Origin of the sequence: Nonomuraea sp. NPDC048826 (assembly GCF_043198225.1) — a bacterium.
GTDB lineage: Bacteria > Actinomycetota > Actinomycetes > Streptosporangiales > Streptosporangiaceae > Nonomuraea.
Map to the genome: position 1 here is coordinate 556,982 of NZ_JBICUQ010000006.1, position 21,544 is coordinate 578,525.

Genomic DNA, 21,544 nt, shown 5'->3' on the forward strand with positions numbered 1-21,544 from the left:
CCGGCCGGGCCCGGTGAGCCGGTCTCAGCCGGTGCGCAGTTCCAGTCCCCGCAGCCCGCGGATGACGTAGCCGGGCTTCCACTCCGGCTCCCTGACGAGCTCCAGCTCCGGCGCCCGGGCGAGCAGCGCGCCGAACGACTCCACCATCTCGATCCGGGCCAGCGGCGCGCCCAGGCAGTAGTGGATGCCCAGCCCGAACGAGATGTGCGGGTTGTCCACCCGGCCCGCGTCGAACCGGTCGGGGTCCTCGAACACCTCGGGGTCGCGGTTGGCCGAGCCGAACAGCAGCGCCACCTCGGCCCCGCGCGGGATCCGCACCCCGCCGACCTCGATGTCCTCCAGCACCCAGCGCTCGAACATCTGCGCCGGCGTGTCCCAGCGCAGCACCTCCTCGATCGCGGTGGGCAGCAGCGAGCGGTCGGCGCGCAGCCGGGCCAGTTCGCCCGGGTTCCTGAACAGGGCCCACCAGCCGTTGCCGGTGGCGTTCACGGTGGCCTCGTGACCGGCGTTGAGCAGCAGCACGCAGGTGCCGATCAGCTCGTCCTCGGTCAGCTCGGGGATCTGCGCCAGCAGGCTGATCAGGTCGTCGCCCGGCCGTCCGGAGCGCTCGCGGGCCAGCGTCCTGAGGTACTCGGCGAACTCCTCCGCCGCCCTGACGGCCGTGTGCTGCATCTCCTCGGTCGGGTTCAGCTCGTACATCAGGCAGATGTCGGACGACCAGGGGCGCAGCAGGTGACGGTCGGCCTCGGGGATGCCCAGCATCTCCGCGATCACCGTCACCGGCAGCGGCTCGGCGACGTCGGCGATCAGGTCGCCGCCGCCCTTCTCCACGTACGTGTCCACGAGCCCTTCGGCGACGGCCCGCACGCGCGGCCGCAGCGACTCGACCATGCGCGGGGTGAACGCCTTGGACACCAGGCGGCGCAGCCGGGTGTGCACCGGCGGCTCGACGTCGAGCATGCCGGCTCGGACCACGCGCCAGAACGGCTCCTGGAACTCGGGCTCCGGCGGCCTGCCGAACTCCTCGTGCGTGGCCACGTGCAGGTAGGAGCGGCCGAGCCTGCGGTCGCGCAGCAGCTCGTCGACGTCGGCGTGGCGGGCGATCAGCCACTGGTCGGTGGGCTCGAAGTAGCTGACGGGAGCCTCGCGCCGCAGCTCGGCGTAGGCGTCGTAGGGATGAGCTACGAAATCCGGATTCCAGGGATCAAAGCGCACTATTTCATAGTAGGAGGTGCCTCTACCTGCCGGTTCCTCCTGCTCCGGACCCGGATGTTGAGCAGTTCGACGACGACCGAGAACGCCATCGCGAAGTAGATGTACCCCTTCGGGATGTGCTGGTCCAGCCCCTCGGCGATGAGCACCACCCCGATCAGCACCAGGAACGCCAGCGCCAGCATCTTGATGCTCGGATGCGTGTCGACGAACCGGCTGATCGGCCCGGAGGCGAACAGCATCACCACCACGGCCACCACCACCGCCGCCACCATGACGCCGAGCTCGTCCACCATGCCCACCGCGGTGATCACCGAGTCGAGCGAGAACACGATGTCCAGCAGCATGATCTGCACGATCACCGAGGCGAACGACGCCGCCGCGACCCGCTTGCCGTCCTTCTCGTCGGCCACGTCCATGCTGTGGCCGATCTCGGTCACGCTCTTGGCCAGCAGGAACAGCCCGCCCAGCAGCAGGATCAGATCCCGTCCCGAGATCTCGTGCCCGAGCACCTCGAACAGCGGCGCCGTCAGTTGCACCACCCACGACAGCGCCAGCAGCAGGAGCAGCCGGGTGACCAGCGCCGCGCCCAGGCCCAGCACCCGCGCCCGGTCACGCTGCTCGGGCGGCAGCTTCCCGGCCAGGATGGAGATGAAGATGATGTTGTCGATGCCCAGGACGATCTCCAGGGTCACCAGGGTCAGGAACCCTATCCAGATCGCCGGGTCGGCCACCCAGTCAAGCATCGCCGCCTACTTTCGTGGTCGGGGGGACGTACCACGGGCCAACGAGCGACCACCCGGAGAAGTTCGCGATCCGGAGGATTCATCAGTTATAGTCCGGGACGTAGGTCATGAGTGCCAGCGCCAAGCCCCGGCTCGCTGGCCGGCAACCCTCGCGTCCGCGGCGGGGTGCCCCGGGTGAAGACCTGGTCCGCCACGCAGGGTGGCGGGCAAGCGCGGGCTCCGTGGGCTGCTTCCAGGGGTCCGGTGACCCCTGAGGAGGCTGCCATGTCCACATTGACGATCTTCGACGCCGCCCGTACCGCTCCCGAGGAGCGCCCCGAACCCCGAGCGGCGGCCCGCGAGATCCCCGCCGTGCTCGGCGCCGACCTGCGGGTCCCGGTCAAGGGCGGCAGGCTCGTCGGGTACGCCAACCTCGACTACGCCGCCAGCGCCCCCTGTCTGGAGCCGGTCAGCGCCGCCGTCGCCGCCGCGCTCCCGGCCTACTCCAGCGTGCACCGCGGCGCGGGGTACGCCTCCCAGCTCACCACCGCCCGCTACGAGCAGGCCCGCCACACCGTACGGGCGTTCGTCGGCGCCCGCCCCGACGACGCGGTGGTCTTCACCCGCAACACCACCGACGCCACCAACCTGCTCGCCGGCTGCCTGCCCGAGGGCGCCACCGTGGTCGTCTTCGACACCGAGCACCACGCCTCGCTGCTGCCGTGGCGGCAGGTGGTCAAGCTGGCGCCGCCCGCCTTCCCCGGGGAGGCCGTCCGCGCCGCCGACGAGGCGCTGGCCGAGATCGACGGGCCCAAGCTGCTGGTCGTCACCGCCGCCTCGAACGTCACCGGCGAGCTGTGGCCCATCGCCGCCCTGGCCCACATCGCGCACCGGCACGGCGCCCGCATCCTGGTCGACGCCGCCCAGCTCGTCCCCCATCGGCCGCTCAACCTGACCGCCCTCGACCTCGACTACGTCGCCTTCTCCGGGCACAAGCTGTACGCGCCGTTCGGGGCCGGGGTGCTGATCGGCCGGGGCGACTGGCTCGCCGCCGGCGACCCGTACCTGAAGGGCGGCGGCGCGGTCCGCACGGTCGGCGAGGACGGCGTCGACTGGCACGACGACCCGGAGCCCCGGCACGAGGCCGGCACCCCCAACGTGCTCGGCGCCATCGCGCTGGCCGCCGCCTGCGACGCGCTCACCGCCACCGGCTGGACCGCGCTCGCCCGCGAGGAGGAGCGGCTGGTCGCGCGGCTGCGGGCCGGGCTCGCCGGCATCGAGGGCGTACGGGAGCTGTCGCTGTGGGGGCCGGGCCATCCGCGCGTCGGCATCGTGTCGTTCACCGTGGACGGCCACCCGGCCCGCGAGGTAGCCGAGACGCTCTCCGCCGAGCATGGCATCGGGGTGCGCGACGGCAAGTTCTGTGCGCACCCGTTCGTCCGCCACCTGCTCGGCGCCCAGGAAGGCGGGTGCGCCGACGGGACCGCCTCGGCCGTGCGCGCCTCCATCGGCATCGGCACGACCGACGAGCACGTCGACCGCCTGATCACCGCCCTGCGCGAGCTGGCGGGCCACTGAGCGGGCCACTGAGCGGGCCACTGAGCGGGCGACTGGGCGGGCGACTGAGCCGGCGACCGGGCTGAGCGGCCGGGCTGAGCGGCCGGGCGGGCGGCTGGGTGGGCGCGGCTGCTACCGGTTGTGCGGGTTCGGCCGGGTCGGTTCGTCGGAGAGCAGCCGGTCCACGTCGCCCATGTCGCGGTCGCTCAGCCCGCTCGCCCGGCTGTCACCCGATCCCGGGCGGCCGCGCGGGTCGTCCGTCGCGATCGGGCGGGTGGGCGAGTCGTCCAGCGACGAGCGGTGCGGGTCGGTGCGGCCGCCCGTCGCCGGTCCGGTTCCGTAGCCGGTCAGGTCACGGTCGGAGCGCCGCCGCCGGAACGCCGCGTTGATGATGCCGTCGACGCCGATGCGGCCGCCGCCGGTAGCGAGCAGCAACAGGCTGGCCGCGCCCAGCGCGGCCGCGAGCTCCCACCCGTTGTCCTGCACGAACACCCCGTTGCCGAGATGCGCGAACAGCACCGCCCCGACCATGTCGACCAGCAGCAGCAGCGCCACGATCCGGACCCCGAGGCCCAGGATCAGCAGCGCCCCGCCGACCACCTCGACGATCGTCGCGAACGCGGCCGAGGCCTGGGGCAGGGGCACGCCCATCTCACCGAACCCGGCCCCGGTGGCGGCCAGGCCCTGCGTCCATTTCTGCAGCCCGTGCGCCACGAAGATGACGCCGATCACCACCCGGGCGACCAGGGCCGCGACATCCAAGCCGATCTTCTTCATGTCAGTTCCCCCGTTCCCGATGACCCTCCCCCGCACCGGCCCTGGTGATGCGTTTCCTTACCCTTCCTTGACCGTCGGCGGCGAGGACCCCCGGCGCACCCGTTCCTCGGCCAGGTCTCCGATGAGAGCATGGGCCGTATGACGGAACGCGTGGTGGGAATCGGCGCAGGGGCCAAGGAGCTGGCCACCGAGGACATGATCCTCAACATCGGCCCCCAGCACCCGTCGACGCACGGCGTGCTGCGCCTGCGCCTGACGCTCGACGGCGAGCGCATCGCCACCGCCGAGCCGATCGTCGGCTACATGCACCGGGGCGCCGAGAAGCTGTTCGAGGTGCGCGACTACCGGCAGATCATCGTGCTGGCCAACCGCCACGACTGGCTGTCGGCCTTCGCCAACGAGCTCGGCGTGGTGCTCGCCACCGAACGCGTGCTCGGCATGGAGCCGCCCGTCCGCGCCGTGTGGGCGCGCACCCTGCTGGCCGAGCTCAACCGGGTGCTCAACCACCTGATGTTCCTCGGCTCCTACCCCCTGGAGATGGGCGCCATGACGCCCATCTTCTACGCCTTCGACGGGCGCGAGCGCCTCCAGGCCGTGATGGAGGAGATCTCCGGCGGCCGCATGCACTACATGTTCAACCGGGTCGGCGGGCTCAAGGAGGAGCTCCCGTACGGCTGGCTCGACCGGGTGTCGCAGACCGTCGACGAGGTCCGCCGGAAGATCCCCGACATCGAGAACCTCATCCTGCACAACGAGATCTTCCTCGCCCGCACCCGCGGCGTCGGCGTGCTCACCCGCGAGCAGGTCATGCAGTACGGGGTCAGCGGCCCGATCGCCCGGGCCTCGGGCGTCGACCTCGACCTGCGCCGCGACCAGCCCTACCTCGCCTACCCCGAGCTGCCGGTCAAGGTCGTCACCCGCACCGCCGGCGACTGCCACTCACGCTTCGAGGTGCTGCTGGAGCAGGTGAAGGTCTCGCTCGACCTGGCCGACGCGTGCGTCGACCGGCTCCGCTCGCTGCCCCGGGGGCCCATCAACCAGCGCCTGCCCAAGGTGCTCAAGGTGCCGGAGGGCCACACGTACGCCTGGACGGAGAACCCCCTCGGCATCAACGGCTACTATCTGGTCTCCAAGGGCGACAAGACCCCGTGGCGGCTCAAGCTGCGCTCCGCCTCCTACAGCAACGTCCAGGTGCTGCGCGAGATGCTGCCCGGCAACCTGGTGTCGGACATGGTGGCGATCCTCGGCTCGATGTTCTTCGTCGTGGGCGACATCGACAAGTGACTCACTCCGGCCGCGGGCCCTCCGGGTCACCGGGGATGCGGCAGGAGTGCTCCAGGAAGAGCGCGGCGCAGACGAGGACCACGCAGGCCAGCATCGAGCCGCCCGTCACGAAGAACTCGCTCCGCGGCGTCTCCTTCTCCAGCTGCGTCGCCGTGTGCAGGACGAACCCGCCGAACAGGCCCGCGAACAACGCGCCGCCGTAGGCCGACGCCTTGCCCAGGGCCGCCAGCCGGGCCACCGCCAGCGGCTCCACCGGTTTGGTGTCGGGCCGGCGGGCGATCCGGGCCCGGGTCATCCATCCGGTGTAGGCCTCGCCGACGGCCAGCAGCAGCACCGTCGGGATGGCGGTCCACGGCACCAGCCACAGGCCCGAGTAGGACCGGCTGACGATCAGCCAGGTCACGAGCGCGACGACGACCAGGACGGCGACCAGGACGGCGGGGCGGGTCGGCCTCAATCGGGCTCCTGCAGCTTCAGGTCCTCGCGGAGCCGCACGCCCCGCTGGTCGAGCCCCGCGAGCAGCTCGGCGACGCGGCCCTTGCCCGGCAGCTCGGCCTCGGGATCGGCGCGCACCCACGGCAGCAGCACGAAGGCGCGGTCGTGGGCCAGCGGGTGCGGGAGGGTCAGATCCTCGTCGGCGCAGACCTCCTCGCCCACCACGATCAGGTCGATGTCGAGCGTGCGCGGCCCCCACCGCACGTCGCGGACCCGGCCGAAGGCGTTCTCGGTGCTCTGGGCCCGCTCCAGCAGGGTGTGCGGCTCCAGCGTGGTCTCCGCGACCACCACCGCGTTCAGATAGGGACGCTGCCCCTCCGGCCCGCCCACCGGGTCGGTCTCGTAGACGGGCGAGGCCGCCACGAACTCCAGCCCCGGCGCGTCGAACAGCGCGTCGACGGCTCCTTGCAGCGTCTGGAAGCGTCTGCCCAGGTTGCTCCCGAGCGCCAGCACGGTCTTCATCGGCGTCTCCGTTCGATCGTCACCACCACGTCGTCGAACGGCAGCGGGATCGGCGCGGCGGGCTTGTGCACGCTCACCTCCGCGGCCTGGACGAGCTCCCGGTCCAGGCAGACCTCCGCCAGCCGCTGGGCGAGCGTCTCGATCAGCGCGACCGGCTCGCCCTCCACCACCTTCACCAGAGCCTGCGCCAGCTCGCCGTAGTCGACGGTCTTGGCCAGGTCGTCGCCCGCCGCGGCGGGCGCGGTGTCGAGGTGGAGCGTCACGTCCACGACGAACTCCTGGCCCAGCTCCCGCTCGGCCGCCAGCACGCCGTGTCTCCCCCGGGCCCGCAGGCCACGCAGCGCGATCCGGTCAGTGCTCAAGCTCGCCGTCCTCCTCCTCGTCCTCGTCGCCCTGCAGCACCGGCGAGCCGTGGTGCATCCACAGCCGCCAGCCCTGCGGGGTGCGGATGTAGACGTTGCTCGCCACCACCTTGCCTGCGGCGAAGCTGGACTCGCCCTCCTCGCCCGCCGTGAGGATGTTCTCCACGCAGGTCAGCACCGCCAGGTCGCCGAGGACCGTGGTGTTGACGTCGGTGAGCACGAACTGGATGTAGGTCGTGTTGGCCATGATCAACGCCCACGACCGCAGCACCTCCGACCGGCCCGCCAGCAGGCTCCACCCGGGGTGCACGCAGGTGACCTGGCCGTCGGTGGTGTCCTCGGCCCAGATCTCGGTCATCCGATCCAGGTCGGCGTCCTCGATGGCGGTATAGAACTCCTGGTTGACGGTCTCGATCGCGGCGGTGTCGACGCTCATGTGTCAGCTCCGGCTCTCTTCCATGCTGCTGCCACGCGCACGGCATCGGCATTCGGACCTACGGTGTGCACTCGTACGCACCAGGCGCCGTCACGGGCGGCCAGAGCCGTCACGGCGAGCGTGGCGTCGTCGTTGCGGTCGAACGGGCGGGGCGTGCCGTCGGCGCCGGCGAGCAGCCGCCCCAGGAATCTCTTGCGTGAGGCGCCGATGAGCACCGGGTAGCCCAGCTCGGTCAGGCGGGGGAGGGCCCCCAGCAGCGCCCAGTTGTGGGTGGCGTTCTTCGCGAAGCCGAGCCCGGGGTCGAGCACGATCTGGTCGCGGGAGACCCCCTCGGCCAGCACCAGCTCCACCCGCTTGACGAGCTCCTCGCAGACCTCGGTCACCACGTCCTCGTAGACCGCGTGGCTCTCCATGTCGCGGCTGTGGCCGCGCCAGTGCATCACCACGTAGGGCACGCCCGAGGCGGCCACCACGCGCGGCATCTGCGGGTCGGCCAGACCGCCGCTCACGTCGTTGACCAGGCACGCGCCCGCGTCGACCGCGGCCCTGGCCACCTCGGCCCGCATCGTGTCGACACTGACCTGGACGCCCTCGGCGGCCAGCGCCCTGATCACCGGGACCACGCGGGCCAGCTCCTCGTCGAGGGGCACCCTGGCCGCTCCCGGCCTGGTGGACTCGCCTCCCACGTCGACGATGTCGGCGCCCTCGGCCACCAGCTCGAACCCGTGGCGGATGGCCGCCGCCTCGTCGAACCAGAGCCCGCCGTCGGAGAAGGAGTCGGGGGTCACGTTGACCACGCCCATGACGAGGCACCTGTCGGCGTCCTTGAGGCCCGGCACTCTCGTCATGTGACCAAGCCTAGGCGCTCGTCCATTCCCGGCGATATCGCGGGTGCCCCGATGCGGATAACGATCCACTCGCGCTTGCGGCGCGTGCGGATCTCGCCCGGCGAGGCCAGCCGTCAGCGCCCCAGGATCAGCGCCATCGCCTCGGCGCGCGTCTTGTCGCTGGTACGGAAGTCGCCGCGGACGGCCGAGGTGACCGTCTTCGCGCCGGGCTTGCGCACCCCTCGCATGGTCATGCACAGGTGTTCGGCCTCGACCACCACGATCACGCCGCGGGGCTCCAGCACCCGCATGATGCCGTCGGCGATCTGGGAGGTCATCCGCTCCTGCACCTGCGGCCGGCGGGCGTAGACGTCGACCAGCCTGGCGAGCTTGGACAGGCCGGTGACCTGGCCGTGCTCGTTGGGGATGTAGCCGACGTGCGCCAGCCCGTAGAAGGGGACCAGGTGGTGCTCGCAGGTCGAGTAGACCTCGATGTCCTTGACCAGGATCATCTCGTCGTGGTCGACGTCGAAGACCTTGTTGAGGACATCCTCAGGGGTGAGGCCGAGGCCGGAGAACTGCTCCGCGTAGGCGCGGGCCACCCGGGCGGGCGTCTCGAGAAGGCCGTCGCGGTCGGGATCCTCGCCGATGGCGTAGAGGATCTCGCGGACGGCCTTCTCGATCCGTCCGAAATCTACTTCGTGCGCTTTCACGCAGTGTCTCCAGAGGGCAGCGCACCCTGGTGACCCTGCCCGAGCGAGCCGTTGCCGGACTGCTCCTTGGGCGTCAGGATGGGCGGCCGGTCGGACGGGAGCCGCTTGCCGTAGCCCGCGTAGGACGGGCGGTGCTCCTTGACCACCACCGGCGAGAAGATCCGCAGCACCTGCTCACGGGAGAGGGTCTCCTTCTCCATGAGCTCCAGGACCAGGTTGTCGAGCACGTCGCGGTACTCGACCAGGATGTCCCACGCCTGGTCGTGCGCCGTCTCGATCATCCGGCGGACTTCCTCGTCGATCGTGGAGGCGATCTTCTCGGAGTAGTCGCGCTCGTGGCCCATCTCGCGGCCGAGGAACACCTCGGCCTGGCCGCTGCCGAACTTGCGGGCGCCCAGCGCCTCGCTCATGCCGTACTCCGTCACCATGCGCCGGGCGACGGCCGTGGCCTTCTCGATGTCGTTGGAGGCGCCGGTGGTGGGCTCGTGGAAGACGAGCTCCTCCGCCGCGCGGCCGCCCAGCAGCATCGCGAGCTGGTCCATCATCTCGGACCTGGTGGCCAGGAACTTGTCTTCCATGGGCAGCGTCATCGTGTAGCCGAGCGCCCGGCCCCGGGACAAGATCGTGATCTTGTGGACCGGGTCGGAGTTCGGCAGCGCGTGCGCCACCAGCGCGTGACCGCCCTCGTGGTAGGCGATCATCTTCTTTTCCTTGTCGGACATGACGCGGGTCTTGCGCTCAGGCCCGGCCATGACGCGGTCGATGGACTCCTCCAGCATGTCCATCGTGATCAGCTTCTCGTCGGCGCGCGCGGTGAGCAGCGCGGCCTCGTTGATCACGTTGGCCAGGTCGGCGCCGGTGAAGCCGGGGGTCCGCCGGGCGATGACGTCGAGGTCGACGTCCGGCGAGAACGGCTTGCCGCGGCCGTGGACCTTGAGGATGCCCTTACGGCCCTCCAGGTCGGGACGGTCGACGGTGACCTGGCGGTCGAACCGGCCGGGACGCAGCAGGGCCGGGTCGAGGATGTCGGGCCGGTTGGTCGCGGCGATGAGGATCACGCCGCCCTTGACGTCGAAGCCGTCCATCTCCACGAGCAGTTGGTTGAGCGTCTGCTCGCGCTCGTCGTGACCGCCGCCCAGGCCGGCGCCGCGGTGGCGGCCGACGGCATCGATCTCGTCGATGAAGATGATCGCCGGGGCGTTCGCCTTGGCCTGCTCGAACAGGTCGCGCACCCGGGAGGCGCCGACACCGACGAACATCTCGACGAAGTCGGACCCGGAGATCGAGTAGAACGGCACGCCCGCCTCACCCGCGACCGCGCGGGCGAGCAGGGTCTTGCCGGTGCCGGGCGGGCCGTAGAGCAGGACGCCCTTGGGGATCTTCGCGCCGATCGCCTGGAACTTGGCCGGGGCCTGCAGGAACTCCTTGATCTCCTGGAGCTCCTCGATGGCCTCGTCGGCGCCCGCGACGTCGGCGAAGGTGGTCTTGGGGGTGTCCTTGGTGATCAACTTGGCCTTGGACTTGCCGAAGTTCATCACCCGGCTGCCGCCGCCCTGCATCTGGTTCATGATGAACAGGAAGAGCAGCACGATGATGACGATCGGCAGGAAGCTCACCAGGATGCTCAGCAGGATGTTCTCCTGCGGCACCTCGGTGGTGAAGCTGTCGGTCTTGCCGGACTGGACCTGCGCCTGCAGGTCGTCGGTCAGCTTGGCGCCATAGCCGGTGACCCAGTCGGACTGGATCATCTTGGTGGACTGGTCGCCGGGCCTGACCTCGATCGCGTTCTTGAGCGTCAGCTCGATCCGCTGATCCTTGTCAATGATCTTCGCGTTGCTGACGTTGCCGGTGCGAATCTGCTCGAGGACCGTGGACGTGTCGGCCTGCTTGAAGTTGCCCCCGCCGCTCCACAATTGGGTGACGAGCAGGAGCAGCACGACGATGCCCAGGATCCACAGCAGTGGCCCACGTGTAAATCGCTTGAGATCCATCCGATGCGGAACCCCTGGCGGGCCCGTCCCTTCCCTGACCATGGCCTGGAACCCCGGGTAGGACCCGGGGCCGCGGCATCCCGACGCCGCGACTTCTGACTACCCGAAGGGGACGCTCGGTCACCCTCCCGTCGTCAGAAGGTACACCGGAGAAGCACGCGGAGGGACCGCCCGCCGCAACCGGCCTTGCCCTACCAACGTACGTCACGGTCCGCAGTGTTCCCGGCGGTTCGCGGTGGTTCGCGAGATCGCTAGGCGTACACGTGAGGGGCGAGGGTCCCGATGAACGGAAGGTTGCGGTAACGCTCGGCGTAGTCGAGCCCGTAGCCGATCACGAACTCGTTGGGGATGTCGAAGCCGACGTACTTGACGTCGATGGGCACCTTGACCGCGTCGGGCTTGCGGAGGGCGGCGCAGATCTCCAGCGAGGCGGGGTTGCGCGACTTGAGGTTCTCCAGCAGCCAGTGGAGGGTCAGGCCGGAGTCGATGATGTCTTCCACGATCAGCACGTGGCGGTTCATGATGTCGGTGTCGAGGTCCTTGAGCACCCGCACGACGCCCGACGACTTGGTGCCGGCGCCGTAGGACGACACGGCCATCCAGTCCATCTGCACGGGCACGTGCAGGGCTCTGGCCAGGTCGGCCATCACCATGACGGCGCCCTTGAGCACGCCGACGAGCAGCAGCTCCCGCCCGGCGTAGTCCTCGTCGATCCGACCGGCCAGCTCCTTGATCCTGGCCTGGAGGTCGTCCTCGGGGATGAGGACTTTCTCGAGGTCCTCGCCCATGTCGGCAGCGTCCACCTGTGGTTCCTTACGCGATGGGAGTGATGGCGAGTATCAGGGTGCCATACCGCCGAACGGCGGTCAGACCCCCGGGCAGATCCACCGCCTTCTGCCCCCGCCAGGCCGTCACGAGACGGTCCACCGCGCGCACGTGGGTGGCCGAGAGCGCCCCGGACGGCGCTCCGGCGGCGACCGCCGCGAGGCGCAGCACCCGCCGCCGCACGGCGCCGGGAAGGCGCTCCAGGGGCTCGACGGACAGCTCCACTCGTCCGGAAATATCGCTTAGAGCGCAATCTCGGTACGCCGCCCCGGCCCACTCGTCGAGCGCGTCCGCGTCGTCCCTGGCGAGCCCGGCCGTCCGCGCGAGCGCCTCGGCGATCCCCGGCCCGAGCTCCTTCTCCAGCACGGGCAGCACCCGCGAGCGCACCCGGACCCGGGTGTAGCGGGGATCGTCGTTGTGCGGGTCGTCCCACGGCGTCAGGCCGAGCGCCGCGCAGGCGGCGACCGTGGTGCGGCGCGGCAGCTCCAGGAAGGGACGGCGGTAGAGCCCGCTCACCGGGGCCATCCCGGCCAGCGACCGAAGGCCGCTCCCCCGCGCCAGCCCGAGCAGCACGGTCTCGGCCTGGTCGTCGCGGGTGTGGCCGAGCAGCACGGCGGCGGCCCCGGCCCGCCCGGCGGCCTCGCCGAGCGCGTGATATCTGGCCTCACGGGCGGCGGCCTCGGGCCCTCCGGCCGTGCCCACCGTGACGGTCAGCACCTCGCCGGACTCCAGCCCCAGCTCCCCGGCCAGCGCCGCGACCCGTCCGGCCCGTACGTCCGAGCCTTCCTGCAGTCGGTGGTCGACGGTGAGCAGGGCCGCGCGCAACCCGGCGCGCGGCGCGACGAACCCGAGCGCGGCGGCCAGCGCGAGCGAGTCGGCGCCGCCGCTGCAGGCGACCAGCACCGGCCGCCCGCCGTCGAGATCGGCCACCGCCTCCCGCACGGCCCGGCGCACGTCGGCTACGGCCGGATGTGGTCCCACACCTCTATTGTCCCGGCGCGCCCGTCCCTTCTCTCCAAGAAGGGACGGCCGTGACTCAGTTGGGCAGGGCCGGGGTGCCGATGACGCGGCGGACCCAGGCGTCCGGGTCGGAGATCTCCGCCGGGGTCGGGAGGGTGTTGGGCGAGGTCCAGACCCGGTTGAAGCCGTCCATGCCGGCCTTCTCCACCACGCGGCGGACGAACGCCGAACCCTCGGCGTACTGCTTCATCTTCAGGTCGATGCCCAGCAGGCGGCGGATCGTCTTGTCGAGCTTCGAGCCGCCCTCGCGGCGCTGGGCGAACTTGGCCCGGATGTCGGCCACCGACGGCACCACGGAAGGCCCGACCGCGTCCATCACGTAGTCGCCGTGGCCCTCGACGAGGGTCATGACGGCGGTGAGCCGGTCGAGGATCTCCTTCTGCTGCGGCGACTGGATCACGTCGATGAGGTTGCCCTCACCGCCCCTGACCACGTCCTGGATGGTGTCGGCCGCGTTGCGCAGGCGCTCGACCAGCGTCGGCAGGTCGAGGTCGGAGGCGAGCAGGAACTCGGTCATCTGCGAGCGCACGTACTCGCGCAGCCAGGACACCCCGGTGAACTGCACCCGATGGGTCTCCTCGTGCAGGCACACCCAGAGCCGGAAGTCGTGCGGGTTGACGTTCATCTCGCGCTCGGCGTGCACGATGTTGGGCGCGACGAGCGTGAGCCTGCCGGTGGCCTCGCGGCCCGTCGGATCGGGCGGCAGGAACAGCTCGTACTGACCCAGCACCCTGGTCGCCAGGAAAGCGAGCACGGCGCCGACCTCGACGCCGGTGATGCGCGAACCCACGGCGCTGACGATCGCCGGCGGCTGGTTGGCGCCGTTGGAAATCCGCTGGGTGAGCGGCTCCAGCACGACGCGGAAGCCTTCCACGTTGGCTCTGATCCACCCGGGGCGGTCGACGACGGTCGCCGCCTCCGGAGCGGTCTCAGCATCGATCTTGGTGAACTCCCGCACGTGCCCTTCGGCCTCGCGTGAGAGTGTGCGGAGCTCGGCGACGGCCTGCCTGGCCTCCTCGCGGGTCACTTGAGGACCGGGGCGCACCAGGCGCGTGCCGGTCGAGACGGCCAGATCCCAGTCGATCACCTGCATACACACCACCGTACGTGCTTCCGGTCGAGCCCGCGAAGAAGCCGGCGCCGACCCGCCTTCCGAGGGACCGCCGTCAGGCGCGCGCGACGATGGCCGCGAGGCGGTCGAGCACGGGTTCGGCGTAGCTGGGGACGCGGTCGGCCATGAAGGCGAAGGCCAGCACCCGGCCGTCCTTGCTCGTGGTCAGCCCGGCCAGCGTGTTGACGTTGTTGAGGGTGCCCGTCTTGGCGCGGACCAGCCCGACCTGGCCCTTGCTGTCGGAGCCGGTGAAGCGGCGGCCGTTGCCCAGCGTCCCGGAGAACCCGGCGATCGGCATGCCGGAGGCGATCGCGTGCAGACCGGGCCGGTCGGGCGAGGCGGCGAGGGCGATGAGGCCGGCCATGGCGGCGGCGCTGATGCGGTTGCTGGTCGACAGGCCGCTCCCGTCGTACACCTGGATGCCCCGCCCGGCGCCGATCCGCGCCAGCACCTGGGGGACGGCCTTGGCGACGCCCGCGAACGAGCCCGGCTTGCCTTCCTTGATCGCCACGTGCCGGGCCAGCGCCTCCGACAGGTCGTTGTCGCTGTAGGTGAGCGCGTGCTCGACGAGGGCGTAGACGGGGGCCGACTCGACCCGGGCCAGCTCGGCGGCGCCCGCCGGGGCCCGCGCGGGCTTGACCGCCCTGGCGACGCCGATCCCCTTCTTCTTCAGCAGGCCCGCGAAGGCGGCGGCGGCGTGACCGGCGGGATCGGCGACGCGCGGGATGTTCTGGCCGGGATTCTGCCGCCCCTCGTCGATCGCCAGCGCGTGCACCGGGGCGACGTGGCCGTCGGGGATGTAACTGGACTTCCAGCCCGGCCCGGTGTCGGGGCCGGTGAAGAGCGAGTCGTCGTACGAGAGCGTGACCTGTCTCACACCCTGCTGTTTGAGCGCGGCGGCGGTACGGGTGGCGAGCGTGGTCATCGACGCCGGGGCGGGATAGCCGGTCGGCTTGGCCTTCGGGCCGGCGAGCAGCGGGTCGCCGCCGCCCACCAGGACGATCGCGCCGGCCGTCGCGCCCCGCACGACGCGGGTGGCCAGGCGGGTGTCGGGGCCGAGCGAGGCGAGCGCGGCGGCGCTGGTGACGACCTTGGTGGTGGAGGCGGGCACGATGCCGGTGTCGGGGGCGGAGGCGAAGACGCGCTGCCCCGTGGAGGCGTCGACGACGACCGCGCCGACCCGGTCACCCAGCGCTCGGTCACCCAGCGCATCCGTGAGTCTGCGGGTCAAAGTACCCTTGGTCGGGAGAGGTCCGTCTCCTGACCTCGCCGCCAAACCGGCCAGCACCGGCCCCGCGGTGACCACGGGGGCTTCGGGAGGCGCGGTCTGCTCGGCCGGTGGCGGCTGCCTCGTCAGCGCGCTCAGGGTGAGGTCGTTGTCTACCGCGTACACGCCGGTGACGATGGTCACGACCTGCAGCAGGGCGAGGGTGGTCAGCATCACCCACCGCTCGTGTCGTGCCACGTCGCCCTGACCTCTCATCCTGGTGTTCGCCTACGAGACATTAACGCCCAGCCGGGGTTCCCGGGGGGCGCGAGCGGAGGAACCGCGGTGGAGTTCGACGTTGTCGTTGAGATTCCCAAGGGGCAACGGAACAAGTACGAAGTGGACCACGAAACCGGCAAGATCAGGCTCGACCGGCTGTTGTTCACCTCCACGCAGTACCCCGCCGACTACGGCTTCATCGAGAACACCCTCGGTGAGGACGGCGACCCGCTCGACGCGCTGGTGCTGCTGCAGGAGCCGACGTTCCCCGGCTGCTACATCACCTGCCGTGCGGTCGGCATGTTCCGCATGACCGACGAGAAGGGCGGCGACGACAAGGTCCTGTGCGTCCCGTCGACCGACCCGCGCATGGCACACATCCAGGACATCCACCACGTGGCGGAGTTCGACCGGCTGGAGATCCAGCACTTCTTCGAGGTCTACAAGGACCTGGAGCCCGGCAAGTCGGTCGAGGGCGCCAACTGGGTGGGCCGGATGGAGGCCGAGGCCGAGATCGAGCGGTCCTTCCAGCGGGCCAAGGACTCCGGACACTGACGTCATCCGCGGGGCCTGGTGGCGCCCACCAGGTCCCGCCTCCAGATCGGGGCGACGCGCACCACGTCGCCGGTCTGCGGCGCGTGCACCATCAGCCCGCGCCCCACGTACACGCCCACGTGGTGGATGGTGCGCGGGTCGTGCCGGTTGTGGCCGAAGAACATCAGGTCGCCGCGGCGCAGCCGGTCGAGCGGGACCCGCGGGCCCGACGTCCACTGCGTGCCGGTCCAGTGGTCGAGCCGCACCCCGGCCCGCTGCCAGGCCCTCATGGTCAACCCTGAACAGTCGTAACTCCGCGGGCCGGCGGCGGCCCACAGGTAGGGCTTGCCGAGCTGGGTGAGCGCCCAGTTGGCGGCCCTGTGGCCGCGGCCCGACCCGCGGCGCAGCGGCATCCTGAACCGGCCCGCCCGCTTCCTGGCCCGCAGGTCCGCCCGGTCGCGGGCGGCGTCCACCCGCCGCCGCAGCCTGTCACGCTCGGCTGTCAGCGCCTTCGTCTCGCGTTCCTGCCTGGCCACGGCCTCCTGGGCAGCCGCCTTGGCGTGGGCCGCGCCGTCGACGGCCGCCTGCTGGGCGGCCTGGGCGCGGGCCGCCTGGGTGCGCAGGATCGCGGCCACCGTCTGGGCGTCACGCATCCTGGCCAGCACCGCGGCCCGTTCGCCGGCCACCTGCTGGAGCGCCGCGGCGCGGTGCAGGTAGCCGTCGTGGCCGCCGCCGTCCCCGCCGGGGATCGCCGGACGCGGAAGATCCATCCCGCCGTACGCCTGCGCGGCCAGCAGCGCCACCGGCCGCCGGGCATGCTCCACCTCGGCATCCGCCGAGGCGACCCGGGCTACTGCCTGCTCGTGCGCCTCCGTCGTCCGCCGCAGCCGCACCCGTTCGCCGTGGTACACCTCCACCCGCCGCCCGGCCTCGGCGGCCAGCTCCTCCAGCCGTGCCTGCGCCACGGCCAGCGCGGTCACGGCCCTGACCAGTTCCCGTGAACGATCCCGTACGTCCTGCCGCGCGCCGGCGACGTCACGGGAGGAGGGAGCCCGGCTCGGCGTGCACCGGCGGGCTGAGGGCGACGGCCAGGCAGGCGAGCAGGATTCCGGCTCGGACGTGCATAGAATCCCCCTGCTGTCACTCTATGCACACAGTTCCCTACCGTTATCCCTCGTACACTCCTTTCACCTCAATCCCGACCTCCCCCTTTTCGGGGTCTGTCCCTTGCTCAGCCTCATAGAGGCGGAGCACTGCTTCTGGTGATCAGGAGCCTTCGTGGGTGGTGAGAGAAGAAGGGGTCCGGTTGCGCCCACTGCCCCGCCCCTGACTTCACCCCGTCCTCTCACCCCGTCCCCTCACAGTGGCCCGCTCGCCTGCCGTCCGGCCAACCCCCACCGCAACCCGCTGGGCTGGGTCAGTGAGGACGGGCCGGGGCTTGGGGCAGATGTGGGGCTGGGAGGCGGGTCAGCTCACCTTTTCTTCCTCACCAGAAGAGCCGCTCCCCTATGACGCTGCCGTGGGGGTGGGTTGGGGGGAGGGGGTGGGGATCGGGTCGGAGGTGGGGGTGGGGTCCGGGGTGGGGGTGGTGGGGTGGGTGGTCGGCCTGGTGGGGTGGCCTGTGGGTCTGATGGTCGGGCGGATCGTCGGGCGGAAGGTGGGGTGCCGGGTCGGGTGGGCCGTCGGGGCTTGCGTCTGGGTGGGGGATGCGGGGGCGTGGGTGGGCTCGCCAGGACGCAGGGAAGGAAGGGTGGCGTGGGTGCTGTGGGTGGGGACGGGGTCGCGGTCGGGGGCCGATGACCGGTCGTGGGTGGGGAGGCCGCGGGTGGCTTCGGTGGCGGGCGAGGCGAGGCGGGCCGGTGGGGTGGCGCTGGCCACGTCCAGCGGTGGCCGGGTGCCGGTGCTGTCGAGGCCCGGTTCGGCGGTGGCGTCGGCCCGATGCCAGGGGAGGGCGGGTGGCTGGTCTTCGGGCGGGAACGCCACGGTGGCGACGCCCGGCAGGTCGCCGACCTCCTTGCCGAAGTAGTCGAAGATGCTGCCTATCGCCACCACGGTCGCGACCGCCGCCAGTGTGCACGCCACCGCGCGAGGCCAGGTGCGCGGCTTCCGCTCCCCGCCCACGGGAAACCCGGCGCCGTCCAGCGCCTGCGACCGCCGGGCGACGTAGCGGCGGTAGAGGAACAGCTCCGGGTCGACGAAGCAGCTCAGCACCCGCACCCGGAGCGCCTCGGGGAGCGTGACCTGCGGCAGCAGCTCGAAGACCTTCGCCGCCGACACCTGCCGGCTGCGGTGCGGTGAGCAGGTCTCGCATCGGGCGAGGTGGCGGACGAGGTGCTCGCGCATGTCGAGGGTCAGCTCGCCGGCGAAGCCGGTGAGGATGCGGGCCCGGCGCGGGCAGTCGTACGGGCCCTTCCTGGCGAGGATCTCGGCGGTGATGGCGTCGCGCAGGCGGGCGCGCGCGTGCTCGCGGGCGGCGTCGAGCCGGCGTGCCGGGATGCCGAGGACGGCGGCGAGGCCGGCGCCGGTCAGCCCGTGCCGGGTGTCGAGCTCCAGGACCTCGCGGTCGGCGGCGGACAGGCTCTGGACCGCGTTCCAGGCCATGATCCGCAGGTCGGCGTCGTCCGGGTCGTCCGGCTCCGGCGCGTCGGCCAGCACGTCGCCGGCCGCCTGCGCCGCGGCCATCCGGCGGCGCCGGCACTCGCTCCTGGCCAGGGCGTACAGCCAGGGGCGGAGCAGGCCGGGGTCGGACAGCGCGGCGGCGTGCGCCTCGGCCGCGATCAGCGCGTCGCGCAGGGCCACCTGGGCGCTGTCGGTGTCGCGCAGGAGGGACCAGCAGTAGCGGTAGACGCTCTCGGCGTGCGCGTCGTAGAGCGCGGCGAGTGCGCCTGGGTCGCCGGCGCGCAGGGCTTCGACCAGGACGCGGTCATTCATATCACCGAATGTAATGGAGTCGTAACTTGCAGTTCTACCGATTCCGCGCGATACACATCCCTTGTCATGAGCAAGCCAGAAAAATGTCAAGCAGTTCGTCCGGAATGGCCTTTTTGTTTACTCGGCCGCGGCGGGCGACACCTGACTTCCCCGGTCCGTCTCGAAGGGCTCGGTCGTCGGCTTGACCGTGTGCAGCGGCACCGCGCCGCCCATCGCCAGTTCCTCGTACGGCCGCGCGGTCGACCCCCACGTGCGGGCGGTCACCTCCGTGCGGCTCACCTTGGCGCCCGACGGCAGCCCGGCCACCGTGAGGATGAACCGCGGCGGCCGGCCCGCCTGCACCTCGTCGACGAACGTGCTGCCGCCGCCCAGCAGCTTGCCGCCGGCGTCGCGGAGCAGCGCGCTCACCACGAGGCTGCTGGCGGGCAGCTGGTACGGGTTCGCGACGTATCCGGTGATCAGGTACGACCCGTCCTTCTGCCGCATGGTCTGCACCCGCGACACCGGGAACGGCCGGAAGGCCGAGGGCACCCGGGCCGCGGGGCGCCAGCGCGCGGGCCGGTAGGCGACGTCGACCTTGGCCGGTTGGGCGGTCGCGGTGCCCTGGCCGGTGAACGTCAGGGAGCCGCCGGGCGGCACGGCGTCCAGCGGCTGGTCCGTCCTGAACACCTCCTTGCCCTTGGCGTCCTTGCCGACGACGGTCGCCACGACGTGTTCGCCGAAGTGCCACGGGTTGCCGTTGGCCAGGACGGCGGCCCAGGTCACGGCGTACCCGTCGTCCGACTTGGTGACGGCCGACACCTGTTCCATGAGGGTGAGCGGTTTGAGCTGCTGCTGCGTCGGTTCCTCGGACGAGCACCCGGCTAGGCAGATCGCCCCGAGTGCGAGGAGGCTGACGGTTCGGCTACGCGGGATCACTTTGCCGTGATAACCCGATCATGGGTACGCCCGGCCCCTGACACGCGCCGGGCGTACCAACTCTTTGATTTCCTATCGGGCTCTTTGATTTCCTATCGGGCGCGAACGACCCGCTTTTCATCCCAGACCGGCTCCGGTGACTCATAAACCGCGCCATCCGCGCCGAATACCAAATACCGATCGAAATCAGCCGCGAACCACCGGTCGTGGGTGACCGCGAGCACCGTGCCGTCGAACGCGTCCAGCCCGTCCTGCAACGCCTCGGCGCTGGCCAGGTCGAGGTTGTCCGTCGGCTCGTCGAGGAGCAGCAGCGTGGCCCCGGACAGCTCCAGCAGCAGGATCTGCAGCCTGGCCTGCTGGCCGCCGGAAAGCGTCTCGAACCGCTGGTCGGCGATCAGCCCGGCCAGCTCGTAGCGGGCCAGCGCCTTCATCGCCTCGTTCTTGAGCCGGGCGTGCTCGGTCATCACGATCTCGACCGGGGTGCGGCCGGCCAGCTCGGGCCTCGCGTGCGTCTGGGCGAAGTGGCCGGGCACCACCCGGGCGCCGAGCCGGGCCGCACCGGCGTGACGGACCTCCTCGCCGGCCAGCAGCCGCAGGAAGTGTGACTTGCCGGAGCCGTTGGAGCCGAGCACCGCCACCCGCTCGCCGTACCAGACCTCCAGGTCGAACGGCTTCATCAGGCCGGTCAGCTCCAGCCCTTCGCAGATGACCGCGCGCTTGCCGGTGCGGCCGCCGCGCAGGCGCATGCTGATGTTCTGGTCGGCCGGCGGCGTCTCGGGCGGCCCCGCCTCCTCGAACTTGCGCAGCCGCGTCTGGGCGGCGTGGTAGGCGGCGGCCATGCCGTCGTTGTAGCGCGCCTTGTTCTTCAGCATGTTGACCAGGGCCTTGAGCTTGGCGTGCTCCTCGTCCCAGCGCCGCCGCAGCTCGTCGAGGCGTTCGTTCCTAGCCCTGCGCGCCTCGGCGTACGTGCCGAAGCCGCCGCCGTGGATCCAGATGTTGCCCGACTCCACGGTGACGATCCGGTCGGCGGAGTTGGCCAGGAGCTGCCGGTCGTGGCTGACCAGCAGCACGGTCTTGGGCGTCTCGCGGAGCTGCTGCTCCAGCCACTCCTTGCCGGGCACGTCGAGGTAGTTGTCGGGCTCGTCCAGCAGCAGCGTCTGGTCGGGGCCGCGCAGCAGCGCCTCCAGGACCAGCCGTTTCTGCTCACCACCGGACAGCGTGGCCACGTCACGATATTTCACGCGATCGTACGGAACGCCCAGCGCGGCGACCGTGCACGTGTCCCACAGGACCTCGATCTCGTACCCGCCGGCGTCGGTGTAGTCGCTGATCGCCTGGGCGTAGCGGAGCTGCGTCTTCTCGTCGTCGCGCTCCATCATGTCGAGCTCGGCCCGCTCCAGCCGCTCCGCGGCCTCCCGCACCGCGGGCGGCGCCACGCTCAGCAGCAGGTCGTGGACGTTGCTGCCGTCGCGCACGCTGCCGACGAACTGCCGCATCACGCCCAGCCCGCCGGAGGACACCACTCCTCCCTCGACCGGCCGCAGGTCTCCCGCGATCAGCCGCATCAGCGTCGTCTTCCCGGCCCCGTTGGGCCCCACCAGCGCGGCCTTGACGCCCTCACCGATCCTGAACGACACGTCGTCGAGCAACGGCCGCCCGTCGGGCAGCACGTACGTCAGGTGAGCGACCTCGACGTGTCCCACGACAATTCCCCTCCTCGATCCTTGTGGAGGGTACCTTCCGATTTCGTGGCGGAGCACCCCGTTTTCACTGCGTGCGCTGAACCCGGACCGGTTCGCCGAAGGGGAGACTTCCGCGCCATGAGGTCTAGACAGTAAGTGATCTGATGACTAGAACTGTAGGCATCCCCCACCTCTA

The 21,544-nt window shown here is 71.1% G+C and carries 21 protein-coding genes and 1 riboswitch; of the genes, 3 read left to right on the forward strand and 18 right to left on the reverse strand.

Going from position 1 to position 21,544, the window contains the following annotated elements; all coding sequences use genetic code 11:
* Window positions 1-24: 24 nt before the first annotated feature.
* Together ACGFI7_RS24355 and ACGFI7_RS24360 are read right to left on the reverse strand one after the other, a co-directional pair.
* Window positions 25-1,215, reverse strand: coding sequence for a cytochrome P450 (locus tag ACGFI7_RS24355; RefSeq protein ID WP_393408389.1), 1,191 nt, complete (start codon window positions 1,213-1,215; stop codon window positions 25-27).
* Window positions 1,215-1,958 (reverse strand): TerC family protein, encoded by a 744-nt coding sequence (locus tag ACGFI7_RS24360; protein WP_393408392.1) that lies wholly within the window; start codon window positions 1,956-1,958, stop codon window positions 1,215-1,217. The genes ACGFI7_RS24355 and ACGFI7_RS24360 overlap by 1 nt, the downstream gene beginning before the upstream one ends.
* Window positions 1,959-2,061: 103 nt before the next feature.
* Window positions 2,062-2,177: riboswitch (SAM riboswitch) on the forward strand.
* A gap of 45 nt (window positions 2,178-2,222) precedes the next feature.
* On the opposite strand from ACGFI7_RS24360, the gene ACGFI7_RS24365 reads away from it, so the two are divergent.
* On the forward strand, window positions 2,223-3,515 hold the full coding sequence (locus ACGFI7_RS24365) for an aminotransferase class V-fold PLP-dependent enzyme (RefSeq protein ID WP_393408394.1): 1,293 nt from the start codon (window positions 2,223-2,225) through the stop codon (window positions 3,513-3,515).
* Window positions 3,516-3,626: 111 nt separating this feature from the next.
* Here ACGFI7_RS24365 and ACGFI7_RS24370 read toward each other — a convergent pair whose 3' ends face one another.
* Window positions 3,627-4,271: a DoxX family protein gene (locus ACGFI7_RS24370; protein ID WP_393408397.1), complete on the reverse strand. Its 645-nt coding sequence runs from the start codon at window positions 4,269-4,271 to the stop codon at window positions 3,627-3,629.
* Between the two features lie 138 nt (window positions 4,272-4,409).
* Between ACGFI7_RS24370 and ACGFI7_RS24375 the strand changes: the two genes are divergently transcribed.
* On the forward strand, window positions 4,410-5,555 hold the full coding sequence (locus tag ACGFI7_RS24375; RefSeq protein ID WP_393408399.1) for an NADH-quinone oxidoreductase subunit D: 1,146 nt from the start codon (window positions 4,410-4,412) through the stop codon (window positions 5,553-5,555).
* 1 nt (window position 5,556) lies between these two features.
* Here ACGFI7_RS24375 and ACGFI7_RS24380 read toward each other — a convergent pair whose 3' ends face one another.
* From ACGFI7_RS24380 to dacB, 11 genes are all read right to left on the reverse strand, one after another.
* Window positions 5,557-6,012 (reverse strand): DUF3180 domain-containing protein, encoded by a 456-nt coding sequence (locus tag ACGFI7_RS24380; RefSeq protein ID WP_393408401.1) that lies wholly within the window; start codon window positions 6,010-6,012, stop codon window positions 5,557-5,559.
* Entirely contained in the window at window positions 6,009-6,512 is a 504-nt protein-coding gene (gene folK, locus ACGFI7_RS24385; RefSeq protein ID WP_393408403.1) for a 2-amino-4-hydroxy-6-hydroxymethyldihydropteridine diphosphokinase, read from the reverse strand. The genes ACGFI7_RS24380 and folK overlap by 4 nt, the downstream gene beginning before the upstream one ends.
* Complete coding sequence (gene folB, locus ACGFI7_RS24390; protein ID WP_393408406.1) at window positions 6,509-6,874, reverse strand: dihydroneopterin aldolase; 366 nt, start codon at window positions 6,872-6,874, stop codon at window positions 6,509-6,511. The genes folK and folB overlap by 4 nt, the downstream gene beginning before the upstream one ends.
* A complete protein-coding gene (locus ACGFI7_RS24395; RefSeq protein WP_393408408.1) occupies window positions 6,864-7,310 on the reverse strand; it encodes a nuclear transport factor 2 family protein in 447 nt (148 codons plus the stop codon). Before ACGFI7_RS24395 ends, folB begins: the two co-directional genes overlap by 11 nt.
* Window positions 7,307-8,113 (reverse strand): dihydropteroate synthase, encoded by an 807-nt coding sequence (gene folP, locus ACGFI7_RS24400; protein ID WP_393408613.1) that lies wholly within the window; start codon window positions 8,111-8,113, stop codon window positions 7,307-7,309. Before folP ends, ACGFI7_RS24395 begins: the two co-directional genes overlap by 4 nt.
* A gap of 158 nt (window positions 8,114-8,271) precedes the next feature.
* Entirely contained in the window at window positions 8,272-8,850 is a 579-nt protein-coding gene (gene folE, locus ACGFI7_RS24405; RefSeq protein ID WP_148035629.1) for a GTP cyclohydrolase I FolE, read from the reverse strand.
* Entirely contained in the window at window positions 8,847-10,841 is a 1,995-nt protein-coding gene (gene ftsH, locus ACGFI7_RS24410; RefSeq protein ID WP_393408411.1) for an ATP-dependent zinc metalloprotease FtsH, read from the reverse strand. Before ftsH ends, folE begins: the two co-directional genes overlap by 4 nt.
* Window positions 10,842-11,092: 251 nt before the next feature.
* Entirely contained in the window at window positions 11,093-11,644 is a 552-nt protein-coding gene (gene hpt, locus ACGFI7_RS24415; protein WP_393408414.1) for a hypoxanthine phosphoribosyltransferase, read from the reverse strand.
* A 10-nt stretch (window positions 11,645-11,654) separates the two neighbouring features.
* Window positions 11,655-12,647, reverse strand: coding sequence for a tRNA lysidine(34) synthetase TilS (gene tilS, locus ACGFI7_RS24420; RefSeq protein ID WP_393408416.1), 993 nt, complete (start codon window positions 12,645-12,647; stop codon window positions 11,655-11,657).
* Between the two features lie 55 nt (window positions 12,648-12,702).
* Entirely contained in the window at window positions 12,703-13,779 is a 1,077-nt protein-coding gene (locus ACGFI7_RS24425) for a zinc-dependent metalloprotease (RefSeq protein WP_393408419.1), read from the reverse strand.
* Between the two features lie 73 nt (window positions 13,780-13,852).
* Window positions 13,853-15,262, reverse strand: coding sequence for a D-alanyl-D-alanine carboxypeptidase/D-alanyl-D-alanine-endopeptidase (dacB, locus tag ACGFI7_RS24430; protein ID WP_393408421.1), 1,410 nt, complete (start codon window positions 15,260-15,262; stop codon window positions 13,853-13,855).
* 87 nt (window positions 15,263-15,349) lie between these two features.
* Between dacB and ACGFI7_RS24435 the strand changes: the two genes are divergently transcribed.
* Window positions 15,350-15,838: an inorganic diphosphatase gene (locus ACGFI7_RS24435; protein WP_393408424.1), complete on the forward strand. Its 489-nt coding sequence runs from the start codon at window positions 15,350-15,352 to the stop codon at window positions 15,836-15,838.
* A 2-nt stretch (window positions 15,839-15,840) separates the two neighbouring features.
* Here the strand turns inward: ACGFI7_RS24435 and ACGFI7_RS24440 are convergent, their stop codons facing one another.
* The 4 genes from ACGFI7_RS24440 to ACGFI7_RS24455 form a co-directional block, all read right to left on the reverse strand.
* Window positions 15,841-16,797, reverse strand: coding sequence for a C40 family peptidase (locus ACGFI7_RS24440; protein ID WP_393408426.1), 957 nt, complete (start codon window positions 16,795-16,797; stop codon window positions 15,841-15,843).
* A gap of 526 nt (window positions 16,798-17,323) precedes the next feature.
* Window positions 17,324-18,748: a hypothetical protein gene (locus ACGFI7_RS24445; RefSeq protein WP_393408429.1), complete on the reverse strand. Its 1,425-nt coding sequence runs from the start codon at window positions 18,746-18,748 to the stop codon at window positions 17,324-17,326.
* Window positions 18,749-18,865: 117 nt separating this feature from the next.
* Window positions 18,866-19,666, reverse strand: a complete 801-nt coding sequence (locus ACGFI7_RS24450) for a hypothetical protein (RefSeq protein ID WP_393408432.1) — start codon at window positions 19,664-19,666, stop codon at window positions 18,866-18,868.
* Window positions 19,667-19,758: 92 nt separating this feature from the next.
* On the reverse strand, window positions 19,759-21,369 hold the full coding sequence (locus tag ACGFI7_RS24455; protein ID WP_393408434.1) for an ABC-F family ATP-binding cassette domain-containing protein: 1,611 nt from the start codon (window positions 21,367-21,369) through the stop codon (window positions 19,759-19,761).
* Window positions 21,370-21,544 lie beyond the last annotated feature (175 nt).